Genomic DNA, 17,485 nt, shown 5'->3' with positions numbered 1-17,485 from the left:
TTTCCCTTGAAACTATACAGATTAACTATAAATATTTACACTGACCACTCCGATGACAGAACAACCCTCCGATCGCTGTTATCCCCAGATTTTTCTGATTGCCTTTTCAATGGGGAAAATCCGGGGATAAAGGCGAGCGCTTCGCTTCTTCACGTTATTTCTGTCCCCTCCGTTCTTGTGTAATTGTCTAGTTCAATCTATATAGGGCATATCTGGTCATTCCGAAAGGAGCTGATTTTTCATATACATCCTCCTAGGACACGTTCACGTGCACCTTGTCATAGATAGACGATAAGTTATGCATAAGATCAGTCATGTTGAACTTGGAGGTAACCAACTGCTTGTTATTCAAACCCATTTGCAACCTCAGCTCTTTATCCAGAATGATCCTCTCCAGAGCATGAGCCAGTGCTTCAACATCCCCCGGTTCCACTAAGAAACCGTTCAACTCATCTGTAATCACTTCCGGTATTCCACCGACTCGGGTAGAGACAATCGGCAGTCCACTATTCATTCCTTCCAGTACGGCCATAGGAAGCCCCTCATGATAGGAAGGCAGAACCAATAGATCCGCATGTTGCAGTAAACGTTCCTTCTCTTCGCCCCTGATCCATCCAGGCACCTCGACATAATCAGAGATGTCATACCGCTCCACAAGAGCCCTAACTTCATTAACTTCTCCATCGCCTGCAAGCGTAAAGACCGCTTCTACGCCTCGTTGCTTCAATTGCTGGATAGCTAACAGAAGATCATATACACCTTTTCTCTTGCCCAGCCGGCCCATGAACAAGCAACGCGGAACCGGACGCTCTTCCCTAATCGGAGGTTCTTTAATGAACACGCCATTATAGAGCACCTCAATTTTGGATTCGGGCACGATCTGGGAGAAAAACTCCTGCCATGTATAGGACAGCACGATTAATTTATCCACCTGGTTCAGCACATACTTGCATAGCTTCTGTTGCAGTGGATGTCGATTGTAGAACACATCAAAACTGGACGCATGAATGTGAACGATCACCGGCACCCTGAACAGCTTGCGACCCACAAGAATGAACAATGCTTTACGGTAGAAGCTTCCGTTATACGACATATGAATATGGATCATATCTGGCTTGAACGTAACGAGCTTACCGAGGAATTGAAGGAAACCCTTCATGAAGATGAGTAAACGTGCCAGAACGCTGCCTGTAATATAGGTTTCAATCCGTTGTAGATTGTATTGCTCGGCGATATGCGAATTCTCAATATTCACGATGACACTCACAATCCCGCCCATGTCCTTCGTCGAAGAACCGATGACTAGCACCTTAGGTTTCATTCTTCCACTCCTTTTGAATCATCAAGAGCATTCGTAATCAAAAGCAGACTTTATAGTCCAAGTTCAAAACATCTGGTTTTCAGTACCAAGAAGATGGGATAAAGCTAGAAATAGAGTAGCGGAGCGTAGGAGAGCTACGTGAGCAACGGATATTTCGGCTGAATTCCATGTTCGACGCTGAGATGCCAGTAGGCATCTTTCGTAATCAAAAGCAGATTTTTTGAACATCCTCAAAATCTTATAGGGAATTGATGTAGCCTTTGATGGAAGATAGCAACTGCGAGTTACTCTTCACATAAGGCTTGAAGTCGAGCTGATCGAGATTAGATACTAATGCGGACAGTTCATTCTCGTTCTGAGCAACCGAAATGTAACCTTTGTCTTGAAATACCTTGGCGATCTCAAGCTGATGATTATCCACATGCTCCCCTTGATCCTTGCGCCTAGGCATGACGATGACCTTTTTGTTCATCTGTAGTGCGCTAGTGATCACCCCTACCCCTGCGTGGGACAGAACAAATTCACTTTTGGCAATATGATCATTCATCTCTTCCTGATTAAAAAATGGCTTGTGCTGATAATGGCGAGGCTTATATTCACTGTAACCTGATTGTACAAGCACGTCTGAAGGTAGCTTCCCTTCTTGAATTAGATTGTCGACAGCTTGCAAAAGCCGGTTGAATTGGAATCGCTGTGTCCCAAGCACGACAAAGATCAAAATAATGCCCCCCTATACTTCGCCTTCGGATATGCTTCCTGCAACGTTTCCCATTGAATATAGAATTCATCAGCAAATTTATAAATCAATCTGCCCGTTAGCGTTGGCGAATATATTTTGGCATAACTCTCTACATAGACTAGCTTCGCTCCCATCAATTTCCCGAGCACGCACAGCGGATATACCGCCCCGGCTCCAGTCGTGATCAGAACCTTAGGTCGTTCCTTCAACAGAATGAACAGCGAGGTTATGATGTTCCGCAGAACGATAAATATAAACAGCATATTTTTGCGTTCCTGTTGCGATAAGAAATAGGTTCGCTGGGAAAGATTCAGCTTGCTGCTCGCTTCGCTTTTCTCCGTCACCAAAAAGTAATCATGATCCTCGACAGCAGGAACTAGATTCAACAATTGATTCAGATGACCTCCTGTTGAACTTACCAAACAGACTTTCATTGCAAGATCTCCTTTCGAGGGGCTAACTTCGGTAGTTCTTCAGGTTCAGGGTGTTGCTTGCTGCTCGTCAGGTATAACGAATTCAGGTATACACAGAAGGGAGCAATTAAATGCATCGTGGATAACGTATTGTCAAAGAAGGAATACACCAAGAAACCGAGAATCATTCCCAAAAAGTAAGGTTTCACCAGGGAATTCAAGCGACGATACACTTTCAGATACACGAAGAACAAAGCACCAAAGAACAACAGTGCTCCGACAAATCCACCATCATAGTAGAATCGAATGTACTCATTATGCGGCACAACAAAGCCCGAGAAGATACTTCCATCGTTCGCAACTAGAGCCGAGCCAAGGCCTTGCCCAAAGACAGGGTGTTCATTCGCCCTATTCGTAAAGAAAGCCCAAGCAGAATCCCTGCCAGATAGACCCTTGCTCTCCTGCCTTAACTGATAATTGTCCCACTGAGCAAAGACCATCACAATCACGGCCGCCATAAATAGAACAACCGGAATTAATGCCCCTGTTCTTCCCTTCGCAAACTTCCGCACGTGGTCGAATAAATACATGCACACAATGGGAATCAGTGCGATTAGAGGACCACGGGTTCCCGTCTGGATTAATATAATAAAATGAGTTAGCGTCAGAGCATAATTCAAAATAATATGGTGTTTATTTCGAATTTCGATAAGACATACACAGATGGAGATAAAACATAACATCCCCAGATGTGCTGCTATGTTGGCTCCTTGCAAACGATTAACACCCGAGATTTCGAAACTCACCATCGACAGCATCCCCATTTGCTGCAGGATGAAACCAGCGACCAAGCTAAACACCGGGAGCCATGCAAGAACCCGTATGATCCTCATATTAATTTCTTTGGAGAAGTTAACCATCAGTAACAGAAATGGCACAACTAATCCCAAAAAGGATTTAAAGGGATCAATCGGGCTCATCTTGTCAGGCATATTGGATAAAAAATAACTTTGCACAAAGAGATAACCAACTGCTAGAGCAGGATAGATCATTTCCTTCCTAAAGCCATATCTTAGAAAGATAGGAAGGATAAAAAATAAAATAAGCAACTTATAGAATGAGGAAGAATCAAAGCCCATCACTTGCATTCTCAAAATTTTGTCCACAGATAACGAAAACGTTCCAATGACCACAAAATAGACCCAGCTGGGATGCTTCAGATACACCCCTAGCAAGATCAACGCCATCAATGCCATTACCGCAACAATAGGTACGTAAATAGCTAGGCTAATAATGAACAACGAGGCAAAAATAAGATATAACGCACCTAGTTTAGAAGAAGCAAAAAATGCTGCTTTTTGCATGATAGCTATGCCACCTCAGAGCCAGAATCGTGTTTCAACCTTTCCATCAACCACGCCAAACACACTTCGCTTAAAATGCATCCTTAGAACCGATCAACACTCTGAATGTTCTCAGAATAATCTTGATGTCCATGAAAATATTGCGCTCGCGGGCATAGGTCAGATCCAACTCAACCATTTCATTAAAACCAACACTGTTCCGGCCACTCACTTGCCATAGTCCTGTGCAGCCTGGAATCATTTTGAGACGTTGTCGGTCATAGGAAGTGTAATTCTCCACTTCTCTTGGAAGTGAAGGTCTGGGACCAACCAGACTCATCTCCCCTTTGAGCACATTCCATAACTGTGGAAGCTCATCCAGACTGGTTTTGCGAATGAACTTGCCGATGCGAGTAATTCTAGGATCATTTTTCATTTTGAACATGTTGCCGCCCACTTCATTTTGATCCATCAGATTCTCCAGCAAATCTTCAGCATTCACGACCATCGATCTGAATTTGTACATATGAAATTCCTTACCGTTCAGACCTACCCGAACTTGGCGAAAAAAAACAGACCCCTTAGGGGCCTCGATTTTGATAAGTAGTGCTATTACAGCAAACAGCGGACATAATAGGATCAAACCTATGAAAGAGCCGAGAAAGTCGAGCATTCTTTTCATAAGCAAATACACTTTATCTGCTTCAAGTCCATGGGCGGCCGTCGTTGCACTGTATCCTAGGCCTTTGTCTATAACAATCTCCGCTTCTTTTGTTTGGGGAGATGGACTCATTCAAACTCCCTCCCAGCGATTACTTGCTCAACAGACTGTTTCTCCAGAATCAGCTGTAAAGCATGTAACATCGGTAATTTCAGCTCTGGGTTTTGGAGCGCGAAGTCAATGGTCGTCAATATGAATCCCAACTTCTCGCCCACGTCGTATCTGATTCCCTCGAAATCGTAAGCATACACTCCTTGTTTCTCATTTAGTCGTTGGATCGCGTCAGTTAATTGAATTTCTCCCCCTTGCCCAATCTCTTGCTCTTCCAAAAAGTCAAAAATCTCTGGATTCAGGACATATCTTCCCATGATCGCTAGATTGGATGGTGCCGTCCCTTGTGCTGGCTTCTCAACGAATTGAAGTACCTCAGTCAGACGTCCGTCCGATCGCAATGGATCAACAATACCGTAACGTTCGGTTTGTTCAGGTTGAACCGTTTGAACACCCACCACGGATTGCTGAACCTGGTCATATTGATCAATGAGCTGTTTGGTGCATGGAACATCCGAGACCACAATATCATCTCCCAGTAACACCGCAAAAGGTTCGTCACCGATAAAATTCCTTGCACACCACACCGCATGACCAAGCCCCTTGGCCTCTTTTTGCCTTATGTAATGAATATCCACATTGGATGATTTGCGTACCTCCTCAAGCAGGCCTAATTTCCCCTTTTCGAGCAGGTTGTGTTCCAATTCGAATGCATTGTCAAAATGATCCTCAATCGCCCGTTTTCCCTTACCTGTAACGATAATGATGTCTTCAATACCAGAGGCAATGGCTTCCTCAACGATATACTGTATAGTTGGTTTGTCCACAATAGGGAGCATTTCTTTAGGCATAGCTTTCGTGGCAGGCAGGAAACGTGTTCCCAGACCAGCTGCGGGAATGATCGCTTTTCTCACTTTTTTCATAAATACCACCCTATCCTCTTTTTTTAAAGTTTATTGAATCGTTAAAAAAGGGCATCGAACCCAACCTCACGTCATACCTCTGACGATTAACGTCTAAGGTTCACCGAACCCACAGCATGACCGAGTGCCTACAGTGATAAAGGTGCAGTAGACATTACCTGTTCAATCAAAGCGTATTACTTCTCTCCGTAATAGCTGACCGAGTTCGATGTCGTTTTGATATTGTTCAGAATGGCACCTAGAATTCGTGCATTCACATGCTCAAGATGGGCCTTCGTTTTCTTCACCAGCTCTTTCTTGACCTTGCCTGAGTTCACGACCAGCAAAACACCGTCGCAGAAGGAGCTTACAATCAGTGCGTCTGTTACAGCGAGCACCGGAGGGGTATCGAACATGATGACATCGTATTTCGACTGTAAATCATTCATTAGGTTCTTCATCCGATTAGAGCCGATCATCTCCGACGGGTTAGGCGGGATCGGACCGGATGTGAAGAGTTGGAGATTCTCGATGTAGCTCTCTCGCAGAACCTCATCCACGTCATATTGGTTCGACAAGACACTGCTGAGTCCGATATGGTTAGGTACCGAAAATACTTGATGAAGAGATGGATTCCGCAGATCGGCATCAATGAGCAGAACTTTTTTGCCTTCTTGCGCATAAGTCACGGCTAAATTGCTAATGGTGGTGGTTTTCCCTTCACCAGCTTGAGCCGAGGCAACCATGATCGTTTTGATATGACTATCAATAGAAGAGAACTGAATATTGGTACGTAATTTGCGGTAGCCTTCTGAGATATGAGACTTGGAATTGAAATAGGTCACCAGATTATTATTTTCATTGGTTAACCGTGACATATTTTCCATCCCCCACTTTCTGCTGAGATACAATGTTTTTGCTGCCCTTCACATCGTCTTTTTTCATTTTGGAAATGACCGTTAATACCGGAATGCCCAGTTCCTTTTCAATTTCGGACTCTAATTTGAACGTATCGTCCAGATAATCCATAAGGAAGACAAGTGCAATCGCAAGAACCAAGCCTGCAAACAAGCTGACGATGATGGTGAGTGTGGTTTTCATATTAATTGGTGCCGCGTTGCCATTGACGTTGGCTTCACTAAGAATGGCTACGTTATCGATTTTCATAATGAGGGGGATTTGTTCTTGAAATACTTTGGAAATTGCATTCACTGTTTTTGCGGCATTTTCGTAGGTAGTCCCTTGTACTGTAATGTTCATGACTTGGGACTCGCTTGCGGTTGTAACGGAGGTTCTGCTGATTAGCTCAGCGGTAGTTACCTTTAAGTCAGGATACGTTGTTGCTACTTTCTCCATAATGGCCGAAGATTTAATGATCTCCTTATAGGAGTTAATGAGCTTAATGTTGCTCTGAATCATACTGAAATCCATCATAGCTCGACCTTCAACATTGGATGTTTGGTTCACGATCAGCTTGGAACTTGCCTCATAGATTGGTTGTGTGAAGAAAATACTTTTAACTCCAGCACCTACCCCAGCTATCAGTGCAATGGCAACAATCAACCACCATTTTTTTTGCAAAATGCGGAAATACCCCTTCAGTTCCACCTTCACATTCCTCCTATACGTTAATGTCATATATGTAACCTGTTGCATAATTCTGGGCTCAACCCCACTCCGAGCTACCAAAGGAGCATGCGGAGCTTGCGGGGATTAAACCGAGTAATAATCGGTTCAGAGTTATATAGAATGAGGGAAGCATTTTCCGCTATACGCCTGACGGCATCCATTCCAAAGTATTGCTCAATCATTTTGTTTCCTTCATTAACAGCAAATGTTCTTTGACGTGTATCATGAGCATCTGATGAAATGAAATGAAACCCGTTTTCTTTGCAAAAATGAAAACACCATTTCTGAACTTTTCGACCGAAAAGTCCTGTGAAGGATTGAGCCGTGAGTTGGCACAGCACGCCTTGCTTCAAATAATCTGCAAGCAGCTTCGGCTTTTTCAGCAAGATTAGATTACGTTCCGGATGAGCAATAATAGGTGTGATACCGGCTACCCGAAGTTCATGAAGGATACCGGGAAACTGCGAGGGAATGGAGCCAAAAGGCAATTCCAGCAACATGTAGCGACTCCCGGCGAGTGTGCAGCATCTACCTGCATAGAGATCTCCAATCAGTGTGTCATGCACTCTGATCTCCTGTCCGGGATGGATATCCAATCGAATGTTGCGTTTGCGAAGCTCTGCTTGGAGCAGATCTACTGCCTGATTGACTACGATCGGTTCGTTATTGTAGCGCCCGTTCAGGTGATGCGGAGTTGCAATGATGGAGGTTATGCCAGCAGCAGCCGCTTTCTCGGCCATTGCGATGGACTGTTCCATATGGACTGGGCCATCATCAAGACCAGATAATATGTGGCAGTGCATTTCAACCATATCCAAACTTCCTGAAATAGTATGATCCCCCTTGCCCCTTTATTCATTGCGCAATTGCTTTTGGTGTTAAAGAACTAATGCATAACGCTATGAAATATAGTAAAATGGCGTTAAGTACATGCATCTTTTCGAATATATTTCCTTTTTATATGGTAAAATTAATGTAATGATAGGTTTTCTGTACCGTTGGTTGGGTCGATAACTTCTCATACAGAACACGAGATACCGCCGGAAATTGAACATCACGAAGCATAGTGTTTAACTGTCCAGTTATATATAGTTTCTGTTCTTGCTGAATATGCAACTTGGAATGATACAATGTGAGCCCTCCAAAAGGATGTTTCCATTCGGGTACAGCTTGGAGTCGTAAACACACATGGTAATCTTCCACATCTAAACCTATCAACATCTCGGATGATACTGGTAAGACCAAATCACTCAGGAAGCTGATCGCCCTTGTGTCCATTCCAAGGAGTAGAACGGGACGACGTTTGCGGTTGAAGGCTTTACCCTTAAACTCCTGGATATACATATGGACATTTAACTCTAAATCAGCCCATTCCTGAATCAATGAGTTCATGGCTTCATTCCTTTTAGAATGGATTAGCAACACGTTCGTTGCCTGACCTCCCTTCTCACAGGTATACAGATCTGGCAACGAGGAGATACTTAAAATATTCCAAATGATACATTTTGTAACTCCATACGTCCAATTTACGATACAAATTGTATCATGTCAAGCAGTATTTGGACATGGTTCTTTTGATTTACGACAATATGAGATGTCCTTAGACAGACCTACATTGCAATATTTTCACTGTCTTTTTACATGACAATGGTTGTATTAATCTGGTGCGGTCGTATCATTTTTGCAGGAAAGCTGCCCTGATCAAAAAATAGCTCAGGATTGTTTCGATATATATTTGACATGGCGTTCAGGGGGAAATGGCTTATGAACTACGGGAATCGCATTGCTGAATTAAGGGAACAGCGGGGACTTACTCAAGAAGAACTTGCGAGCTCCATCCATATTACCCGGGCTGCACTCTCCCATTATGAGAAGAATCGACGCAAACCGGATTTTGAAGTATTAACAAGGCTTGCAGACATTTTTGGCGTATCCATTGATTATCTCATTGGTCGTACGAAGCAGAGTGATATGGTAATGGATGAGGACGTTCGGGAATTTGTTGATTCTCTTGAATTATCGGATAAGGAAGTGTTGGAACGCTTCGGCCTGATGATCGACGGTAAACCCTTGACCGAAGAAGAGGCACGTCGTTTTATTGCCTTTGTCCGTATGGAACGTAGTATGGATTAGATGATTCGATTTGCAAAAGAAGACCCAGCACCGAAAAAGCAATATATCGGTTTCTGGGTTTTTTTCTTGTCTCTAGTTCCCTCCATTTCATTCATGTCTTCTAGTTCTAGTCAAGGACGTATGTTGTTGACGGAGGATATGTAATCGTTCCAACGCTCTGGGTCGATTCCGCATTGCAGTAAAACTTTTTTGATGTCCATCTCGGTTGTTTCAACGTGTTCACCTTTCGGCTTGCGATCGCCCTTGTTTGGATTTTTCATATTCATTCCGCGAACCTCTCCTATCTTAATACTTTCCCTGTGCTCCAAAACTAGCCTAATTATACTTGAGAACCCTCCTCAATGTTGTCGTCTCATGGCGATAGCGTTTTTGGTCGGGGTTCTAATTTTGTCGAAAACAAAATAGGAGCCTTTTGAATGCCACACAGGCAAACATAAAGCTCCTATTAGATGTTGTTTAAAAAGGTAATTTTGATTACGAAGCATGCCTAACGGCATGATCAGCGTCGAATATGCAATTCAGCCGAAATGTTCGTTGCTCACGTAGGTTGCCTACGCTCCGCTACTCCATTTCTAGCTTCATCCCATCTTCTCGGTACTGAAAACCGCCCTTTTTAAACATGTATTATATGATGTTGTTTAAAAAGGGCAATTTTGATTACGAGACATGCCTAACGGCATGAATCCTTAACCGCCTGTACGTGCAAGCTCACGCATGTTAGCTTCAAATGCTGCTAGCAACGCTGCCTCACCCGTCAGTCCAGTCGCTTGAATACGCTCGATCTGCTCTGTCATACGTTTGAAGTCTTTCGGGATGACACGCACGAACTGATCTACCGATTGCTGCCAGTTCTCCAAGATGCGCTGACCTGCAGCACTTCCTGTATTCGCAACATGGCGTTCAATCATTCCATGCAGCTCTGCGCTCTCTGCTGAATCCTCAATACGCTCCAGCAGTACCATCTCCAGGTTACAACGTTGCAAGAACGTTCCTTCTGGATCATAGATATAGGCAATACCTCCGGACATCCCTGCCGCAAAGTTACGACCTGTATCGCCCAGAACGACGACGCGTCCACCTGTCATATACTCGCAACCATGGTCGCCTACACCTTCAACGACAACTTTTGCTCCAGAGTTACGAACAGCAAACCGCTCACCCGCGATTCCGCGGATATAAGCTTCGCCACTTGTTGCTCCGTAGAGAGCCGTGTTTCCGATGATGATGTTATCCTCAGCGTCGAATGTCGCTTTTGGCGAAGGCATTACGACGATTTTACCACCGGATAGACCTTTACCTACATAGTCATTGGAGTCTCCTTCAACCGTCAGGGTAATCCCTTTAGGAACAAAGGCTCCAAAGCTCTGTCCAGCAGATCCAACAAATTTGAATTGAATTGTATCTTCTGGCAATCCAGCGAGACCATATTTACGTGTTACTTCACTGCCCAGGATCGTACCTACGGCACGGTTCACGTTCGTAATCGGAAGCACAGCCTCTACCGGTTGACCGGATTCAATAGCTGGTCCTGCGAGCGGAAGCAATTGCTGCATATCCAGCGTCTCTTCCAAACCGTGATTCTGATACTGTGTACGATAACGTGCAGAGCCTTCTGGCATCTCAGGCACATGCAGCAATACGGACAGGTCTACACCTTTTTTCTTCCAATGATCCACTGCTTCTACAGTCTCCAGGCAGTCTGTGCGACCCACCATTTCCTGAATGGTACGGAAACCGAGGTCAGCCATGATCTCACGAACGTCTTCTGCAACAAAACGCATAAAGTTAACGACGTGTTCTGGGTCACCCATATAATTTTTACGCAGTTCTGGATTCTGTGTCGCGACACCAACAGGACAAGTATCCATTTGGCAAACACGCATCATGATACAACCCAGCGCAACGAGTGGTGCTGTGGAGAAGCCGTACTCTTCCGCGCCCAGCAATGCTGCAACAACCAAGTCACGACCATTCAGCATTTTGCCGTCTGTCTCCAATACGACACGGTCACGCAGATTGTTCAGAATCAGCGTTTGATGTGTCTCTGCAAGACCTAGCTCCCACGGCATACCCGCGTGACGGATCGAACCTTGTGGTGATGCACCAGTACCACCGTCATAACCACTAACAAGGATAATGTCGGCACGGCCTTTAGCAACACCTGCCGCGATAGTACCTACGCCAACTTCCGATACCAGCTTCACGTTAATCTCGGCACGTGGATTGGCATTCTTCAAGTCATAGATAAGCTCAGCCAGATCCTCGATGGAATAAATATCGTGATGCGGTGGTGGTGAGATCAAACCTACGCCTGGTGTTGATCCACGAACCTCAGCAACCCAAGGGTATACTTTACGTCCTGGCAATTGTCCACCTTCACCCGGTTTTGCTCCTTGCGCCATCTTGATCTGAATCTCGTCAGCATTAACCAAGTAATTCGAAGTAACACCGAAGCGTCCAGATGCCACCTGTTTGATTGCACTACGACGAGAATCACCGTTGCTATCTTTAATGAAGCGAGCTGGATCTTCTCCGCCTTCTCCTGTGTTCGATTTACCACCGACACGGTTCATGGCAATTGCAAGATCTTCGTGTGCTTCTTTACTGATTGATCCGAAGGACATCGCTCCCGTTTTGAAACGGCGCATAATGGATTCTACGGACTCTACTTCTTCCAAAGGAATTGCGTTACCAACTGGTTTCAATTTCAGCATCGAGCGAATGGTAAGCAATTGATCATTCTCACCTTGAACCAATTTGGAATACTTTTTGTACAATTTATAATCGCCGGTACGCACTGCATGCTGTAGGGTATGGATTGTTTGTGGATTGAACAAGTGTTCTTCTCCATCATTACGCCATTGGTAATCACCGCCGGAATCCAGCACCTTATCGTTACCGTCTTTTTCCGTGAAAGCACGATGATGATGCGTCAATGCTTCCGCCGCAACCTCTTCAAGCCCGATTCCCCCGATACGGGAAGGCGTCCATGTGAAGTAACGATCAACGAAATCGGATTGCAGACCCACTGCTTCGAAAATCTGCGCTCCACGATACGATTGAATTGTTGAGATCCCCATTTTGGACAGAATTTTAATAACGCCTTTAGTCGCAGCTTTAATGTAGTTCTTCACAGCTTTCTCATGCGAGATACCACGCAGCAAGCCTTGCTGGATCAAGTCATCCAATGTTTCGAATGCCAGATACGGGTTCACAGCGCTCACGCCATAACCAAGCAGCAATGCATAGTGATGAACCTCACGCGGCTCAGCCGATTCAAGCAAAATACTAACTTTCGTTCTTGTACCTTGACGGATCAAGTGGTGATGCAGTCCTGCTACAGCTAGCAATGCAGGAATTGCTGCATTCTCCGCATCCACGCCGCGGTCAGAGAGAATCAGAATGTTATGACCTTTGTCGATGACACGGTCTGCTGCTTCAAAGAGCAGATCCATTGCTTTGCGAAGTCCCTCTGCTCCTTCTTTGGCTGCGAAGAAGATTGGAATTGTCATAGAACGGAAGCCTGGGCGACGTACGTGACGGATTTTGGCAAAGTCTTCATTAGACAATACCGGTGTGTCCAGACGAATCTGACGACAGCTCTCCGGTTCAGGATTCAACAAGTTACGCTCTGGTCCAATCGTAGTTGCTGTAGACGTTACGATCTCTTCACGAATCGCATCGATTGGCGGATTGGTTACTTGTGCGAACATCTGTTTAAAGTAATTGTATAAACGCTGTGGACGATCCGAGAATACTGCGAGCGGTGCATCATAACCCATGGAACCTGTTGCTTCCATACCTGTTGATGCCATCGGCTCAAGCACTTTGCGTAATTCTTCGAACGTATATCCGTAAGCAAGCTGAAGCTGAGTTACATTATCATGTTTTGGATCAGGTAGCTCCGGTGCTTCTGGCAATTCATTCAGATCCATCAAGTGCTCATCCAGCCAATCCTGGTACGGATTCTCGGCTGCAATTTGCGCTTTAACTTCCTCGTCGGAAATAATGCGTCCTTGCTCTGTATCTACTAACAGCATACGTCCTGGACGTAAACGGTCTTTGTATAGAATTTCTTCCGGTTCAATGTCTAATACACCAACTTCGGAAGATAGGATGATTCGGTCATCCTTCGTTACATAATAACGTGCAGGACGAAGACCATTACGGTCGAGCGTTGCACCGATCTGCAAGCCGTCCGTGAACGCCATTGCTGCCGGCCCATCCCAAGGCTCCATCATCGTGCTGTGATACTCGTAGAATGCCTTTTTGGCAGGATCCATTCCCTCATCTGTGCTCCATGGCTCAGGAACCATCATCATGGCTACGTGTGGCAAAGAACGTCCACTTAGATAGAGGAATTCAAGCGTGTTATCAAACATCGCTGTATCGGAACCGTCCGGATTAATGATCGGCTTTACTTTGGAGATATCATTACCAAAAGTTTCGCTCTCGAACAAAGACTGACGAGCATGCATCCAGTTCACGTTACCACGCATCGTATTGATCTCACCGTTGTGGATCATGAAGCGATACGGGTGGGCACGTTCCCAGCTTGGGAAGGTGTTCGTACTAAAACGAGAGTGAACAAGGGCAATTGCCGATTCCACAGACTCTTCTTGTAAATCCAGATAGAACTGTCCAACTTGTTCCGTTGTCAGCATGCCTTTATATACAATTTTGCGACAAGACAAGCTTGGCAGATAGAATGATCCGCCCTCTTTCTCATCCGCAGAATAACGAATAGCAAGCTCAGCGCGTCTACGAATAACATAAAGTTTGCGCTCGAATCCAAGCTCATCCTTCACTTCGGCAGATCTGCCAATGAACACCTGACGTACATATGGCTTCGCAGCCAATGCAGAACGACCAAGCATCTCATCATAAGTAGGCACATCCCGGAAACCTAGGAATGTCTGTCCTTCTTCTTCAATAATCTTCTTGAGGCTCTCCTCATGTGCGTGACGAACTTCAGCATCTTGCGAAAGGAACAGCATGCCCACGCCGTAGAATCCTTGTTCAGGCAATGCAAATCCGAGGCGTTCAGCTTCCTGTGCAAAATAGCGATGTGGAATCTGAATCAAAATCCCGGCTCCGTCGCCGGAATTCGGCTCGCTGCCCTGTCCTCCGCGGTGCTCCATATTACTGAGCATGGTCAGTGCCTGGCTAACGATATCGTGTGAAGCTTTTCCTTTAATGTTGGCAACAAAGCCCATTCCGCATGCATCTTTTTCGAACTGCGGGTCATAAAGACCTTGTTTAGGAGGTAATCCGATCTGTCTCATGGAACGCAACCTTTCTATAATGAAGTATTTCGGAAAGATCAAGAACATAGGCAACAAGCAACAATGAAACGGGAGGAGCGGGCTAACTAACGCAGCCTGCTGAATAGAGGTGACAGCCATCATCTGTCATAGTTCCAAGCATTGCGACTGAGGTAGCCGCTATTTGAAAGTGGACTGACCGAACGATTCGGTAACAGTCTAATATAACAACACGTAGCCGCTGGCACGACCACTCATTATGAAGCGACGTTTTTTTGATATAGTTCTATTATTTTAACACCGACCTAACATCAGCGCAATTTAAACTTTTTAATACCTCTGATAAGAAATGTTTTGCAGTACAGCTTTAGTGTGATGACGTTTAAATTCATCTCTTTTTCGAATAATTATACACATTTTATGATAGAGTACAACTGAATTTATCTGCTGACAAAAGAAAATCATTCCATATGGGGCGTGTGTTTCAGCCACATTTAGTCAAATGTAAAATCCTAGTAAGCCTCCTTCAGCTCCCTAGCATGCATTTGTATACAGAAAGAGCCTACCACCCATTTTAGGGCGGCAGGCTCTTTGCACTATTTGACTACTATGTTGCATAATTTTGATACTGAACTACAAACTTTATTTTTTTGAAAATTCGCACTTCTCTATGCTTTATGCAGTCACAACTTGACCCGATTCGACCAATTCAACTTCTTTTTTCGGCTTTCTGCCGTTCCATAGGAAGAAGGCGAGCGTGAGCAGGATGGAGACCCCAGCGTAGATCGCCAGAATTCCAGCTTGATGCCACATCACATCAAAGTTACCGCTAGATACAACGGCCTTGAAGCCCATAATGCTGTGAGTCATTGGCAGCCAAGGGCTGAACGCTTGCAACCATGATGGAATCAGCTCTACTGGGAACGTTCCTGCACTTGCCGCGAGTTGGAAGACCAACAGCAAGATGACTACGTAACGTCCTGGCAGATCAAGCCATGTGACAAGTGCCTGCACCATCATCATGAAGGTTAGACCCGTAATGATCGTGAACAGGTAGAACAGCGGTACACTGTGTGTCTCTAATCCAAGTCCGTACAACATAAAGCTTGCTACAATCACGGACTGGAAGACGCTCATCGAACCAAAGACCAGTGTACGGCTGACGAACCGACTCCATCCAGATGCACCTGGCACGGATGTATCACGCATTTTCAATACAATCGTTGAGATCAGAGATCCAACAAACAATCCGATCGATAAGAAGAAAGGCGTCAATCCTGTACCATAGTTTGGCACAACCTCTGCTTCATTCTCCGATGAGTTCACCGGTTCAGCGAACATATTCACAACATCATCGGTTTTCTTCACTTCAGACGTTTTCTGAGCAGCGTCATTCAATTTCGTTGCCAGCTCATTCGAACCGTCCTTCAACTCGGACAATCCATCGGCAAGCTTGCCTGCACCATCACCCAGTTGTTTGGAACCGTCCGTTAGGGAGGATACGCCTCCACTCAATTTACCAACGCCCGTTTGCAAAGCGCTTGTGCCTGTTCCAAGCTGTTTAACACCACTTGCTAATTGCGCACCGCCGTTTGCAGCCTCGCTGAGCTTACCTGTAAATTGTTTTAGGCCATCTGAGAGCTTCGAACCCCCATCAGAAAGTTGGCTCGCACCTGCGAGCAATTGCTCTTGTCCGCCCACAAGCTGACCTGCACCCGCAAGCAGTTGCTGCTGACCTTCATGCAGTTGCTCTGCTCCGGTAGCCAGTTGTTGGTTACCTTCATGCAATTGACCTGCACCCTGTGCCAGCTTCTGCTCGCTTTCATGTAGCTGCGCACTGCCATCGGCAACCGCCTGACTTGCTGCAAGCAGCTTCTGCACATCAGCACTCTCGGCTAGCTCTGGATTTGCGGCAGCAAGCTGCTTCAATCCATCGGCAACGCCTTTAGCCCCATCTGCAACCTGACCACTTCCGTCGACAGCCGACTGCAATCCTGTAGCTAAAGTACCACTACCTTGAACCGCACTTTGCAGACCCTCTGATAATTTAGCGCTACCTTGTTCGGAGGCTTGCAGCCCAGTTTGCAGCTTACTTGTACCATCCAGAGACGATTGCAGACCAGCTGCCAGCTTGTCGCTACCCTCTTTCAACTGATCAGCTCCGCTCTGAAGCTGTGTTCCGGCTGCTGTTTGAAGCTGCTGTAGGCCAGAAACCAAGCTTGAAGTACCTGTCTCCAGCTTCGTAGCTCCGGTATGAAGCGCATTGACACCATCCGTCAAAGGTGAGAGCCCTTCTTGTAGTTCAATTGTTCCTGATGCAAGCTTAGCCAAATTATCTTTGAGCTTCACAGCACCATCATCCAGCTTGCCTGCACCGGTATTCAGTTCGCCAGCACCGTCTCCAGCTTCAGCAAGTCCATCTGACACTTCGGAGAACTTATCAAGCAATGTCTCCGCATAAGCCTCTGTCACTTTAGCTGATACTTTCGCCTTCAGATCCTTAATTGCCGTCTTACCAATCTGAGCACCTACGAAGCTATAGTTACCATTGGGTTCATAGATGAGGTCTGCGGGTTTAGGTTGATCATCCAGCAATGTAGTAGCCTGTGACGAGAAATTTTCAGGAATCGTAATTTGCATGTAGTACTTATCGTCCTTCATACCTTGCTGTGCTTGAGCACTATTCACAAATTCCCATTTAAAATCTGCATTTTTCTTCAACTCATCCACGAGATCTTCCCCAACGTGCAAGGACTTCCCTTCCAGCTCAGCCCCTTTATCGAGGTTGACTACTGCGACAGGCATCTGATCCACATGACCATATGGATCCCAATAGGCCGCTAGGTAGATACCACTATACAGAATCGGAATAAACATTATGGCGATAACGGGGATCAATACCTTCGGGTTTCTCACGGCCGATCCCACATCCTTGAAAAACACGGATAACGATTTCATGTCATTTCTCC

At 45.4% G+C, this 17,485-nt stretch carries 14 protein-coding genes; 1 reads left to right on the top strand and 13 read right to left on the bottom strand.

The window, feature by feature from the left end; all coding sequences use genetic code 11:
- Positions 1-253 precede the first annotated feature (253 nt).
- From V6W81_RS06080 to V6W81_RS06035, 10 genes are all read right to left on the bottom strand, one after another.
- Complete coding sequence (locus tag V6W81_RS06080) at positions 254-1,321, bottom strand: glycosyltransferase family 4 protein (RefSeq protein ID WP_338542079.1); 1,068 nt, start codon at positions 1,319-1,321, stop codon at positions 254-256.
- A gap of 238 nt (positions 1,322-1,559) precedes the next feature.
- Positions 1,560-2,039 (bottom strand): PssE/Cps14G family polysaccharide biosynthesis glycosyltransferase, encoded by a 480-nt coding sequence (gene pssE, locus V6W81_RS06075; RefSeq protein ID WP_186381025.1) that lies wholly within the window; start codon positions 2,037-2,039, stop codon positions 1,560-1,562.
- Complete coding sequence (gene pssD / locus V6W81_RS06070; protein WP_338542076.1) at positions 2,036-2,494, bottom strand: PssD/Cps14F family polysaccharide biosynthesis glycosyltransferase; 459 nt, start codon at positions 2,492-2,494, stop codon at positions 2,036-2,038. The genes pssE and pssD overlap by 4 nt, the downstream gene beginning before the upstream one ends.
- Positions 2,491-3,837, bottom strand: a complete 1,347-nt coding sequence (locus V6W81_RS06065; protein WP_145050950.1) for an O-antigen ligase family protein — start codon at positions 3,835-3,837, stop codon at positions 2,491-2,493. Before V6W81_RS06065 ends, pssD begins: the two co-directional genes overlap by 4 nt.
- Positions 3,838-3,907: 70 nt before the next feature.
- Positions 3,908-4,609, bottom strand: coding sequence for a sugar transferase (locus tag V6W81_RS06060; RefSeq protein WP_338542074.1), 702 nt, complete (start codon positions 4,607-4,609; stop codon positions 3,908-3,910).
- Positions 4,606-5,511, bottom strand: a complete 906-nt coding sequence (gene galU / locus V6W81_RS06055; RefSeq protein WP_145050956.1) for a UTP--glucose-1-phosphate uridylyltransferase GalU — start codon at positions 5,509-5,511, stop codon at positions 4,606-4,608. Before galU ends, V6W81_RS06060 begins: the two co-directional genes overlap by 4 nt.
- 176 nt (positions 5,512-5,687) lie before the next feature.
- Positions 5,688-6,368, bottom strand: coding sequence for a CpsD/CapB family tyrosine-protein kinase (locus V6W81_RS06050; protein WP_056694276.1), 681 nt, complete (start codon positions 6,366-6,368; stop codon positions 5,688-5,690).
- Positions 6,349-7,098 (bottom strand): YveK family protein, encoded by a 750-nt coding sequence (locus tag V6W81_RS06045; RefSeq protein WP_145050962.1) that lies wholly within the window; start codon positions 7,096-7,098, stop codon positions 6,349-6,351. Before V6W81_RS06045 ends, V6W81_RS06050 begins: the two co-directional genes overlap by 20 nt.
- 74 nt (positions 7,099-7,172) lie before the next feature.
- Positions 7,173-7,931 (bottom strand): tyrosine-protein phosphatase, encoded by a 759-nt coding sequence (locus V6W81_RS06040; RefSeq protein ID WP_056694273.1) that lies wholly within the window; start codon positions 7,929-7,931, stop codon positions 7,173-7,175.
- A gap of 145 nt (positions 7,932-8,076) precedes the next feature.
- The gene (locus V6W81_RS06035; RefSeq protein WP_145050966.1) at positions 8,077-8,511 is read right to left on the bottom strand and encodes a hypothetical protein; all 435 of its coding nucleotides are present in this window, start codon (positions 8,509-8,511) and stop codon (positions 8,077-8,079) included.
- 372 nt (positions 8,512-8,883) lie between these two features.
- On the opposite strand from V6W81_RS06035, the gene V6W81_RS06030 reads away from it, so the two are divergent.
- Positions 8,884-9,252, top strand: a complete 369-nt coding sequence (locus V6W81_RS06030; RefSeq protein WP_056694267.1) for a helix-turn-helix domain-containing protein — start codon at positions 8,884-8,886, stop codon at positions 9,250-9,252.
- A 110-nt stretch (positions 9,253-9,362) separates the two neighbouring features.
- Here V6W81_RS06030 and V6W81_RS06025 read toward each other — a convergent pair whose 3' ends face one another.
- From V6W81_RS06025 to V6W81_RS06015, 3 genes are all read right to left on the bottom strand, one after another.
- Complete coding sequence (locus tag V6W81_RS06025; RefSeq protein ID WP_156395379.1) at positions 9,363-9,518, bottom strand: hypothetical protein; 156 nt, start codon at positions 9,516-9,518, stop codon at positions 9,363-9,365.
- A 420-nt stretch (positions 9,519-9,938) separates the two neighbouring features.
- Positions 9,939-14,537 (bottom strand): glutamate synthase large subunit, encoded by a 4,599-nt coding sequence (gltB, locus tag V6W81_RS06020; protein WP_338542070.1) that lies wholly within the window; start codon positions 14,535-14,537, stop codon positions 9,939-9,941.
- A gap of 654 nt (positions 14,538-15,191) precedes the next feature.
- On the bottom strand, positions 15,192-17,474 hold the full coding sequence (locus V6W81_RS06015; RefSeq protein WP_145050972.1) for a YhgE/Pip family protein: 2,283 nt from the start codon (positions 17,472-17,474) through the stop codon (positions 15,192-15,194).
- Positions 17,475-17,485: the final 11 nt, after the last annotated feature.

It is taken from the genome of Paenibacillus tundrae, from assembly GCF_036884255.1.
In the GTDB taxonomy this organism is placed as follows: domain Bacteria; phylum Bacillota; class Bacilli; order Paenibacillales; family Paenibacillaceae; genus Paenibacillus.
The sequence above is the reverse complement of the archived record's forward strand: the minus strand, read 5'-3'. Positions and strand labels throughout refer to the sequence as shown.

Excerpts from the sequence above, each read along its gene's own strand:
- V6W81_RS06015 (WP_145050972.1), bottom strand. The coding sequence starts at position 17,474 with ATGAAATCGTTATCCGTGTTTTTCAAGGATGTGGGATCGGCCGTGAGA.
- galU (WP_145050956.1), bottom strand. The coding sequence starts at position 5,511 with ATGAAAAAAGTGAGAAAAGCGATCATTCCCGCAGCTGGTCTGGGAACA.
- V6W81_RS06080 (WP_338542079.1), bottom strand. The coding sequence starts at position 1,321 with ATGAAACCTAAGGTGCTAGTCATCGGTTCTTCGACGAAGGACATGGGC.
- V6W81_RS06060 (WP_338542074.1), bottom strand. The coding sequence starts at position 4,609 with ATGAGTCCATCTCCCCAAACAAAAGAAGCGGAGATTGTTATAGACAAA.
- V6W81_RS06040 (WP_056694273.1), bottom strand. The coding sequence starts at position 7,931 with ATGGTTGAAATGCACTGCCACATATTATCTGGTCTTGATGATGGCCCA.
- V6W81_RS06065 (WP_145050950.1), bottom strand. The coding sequence starts at position 3,837 with ATGCAAAAAGCAGCATTTTTTGCTTCTTCTAAACTAGGTGCGTTATAT.
- V6W81_RS06050 (WP_056694276.1), bottom strand. The coding sequence starts at position 6,368 with ATGTCACGGTTAACCAATGAAAATAATAATCTGGTGACCTATTTCAAT.
- V6W81_RS06025 (WP_156395379.1), bottom strand. The coding sequence starts at position 9,518 with ATGAATATGAAAAATCCAAACAAGGGCGATCGCAAGCCGAAAGGTGAA.
- V6W81_RS06035 (WP_145050966.1), bottom strand. The coding sequence starts at position 8,511 with ATGAACTCATTGATTCAGGAATGGGCTGATTTAGAGTTAAATGTCCAT.
- pssD (WP_338542076.1), bottom strand. The coding sequence starts at position 2,494 with ATGAAAGTCTGTTTGGTAAGTTCAACAGGAGGTCATCTGAATCAATTG.
- V6W81_RS06030 (WP_056694267.1), top strand. The coding sequence starts at position 8,884 with ATGAACTACGGGAATCGCATTGCTGAATTAAGGGAACAGCGGGGACTT.
- gltB (WP_338542070.1), bottom strand. The coding sequence starts at position 14,537 with ATGAGACAGATCGGATTACCTCCTAAACAAGGTCTTTATGACCCGCAG.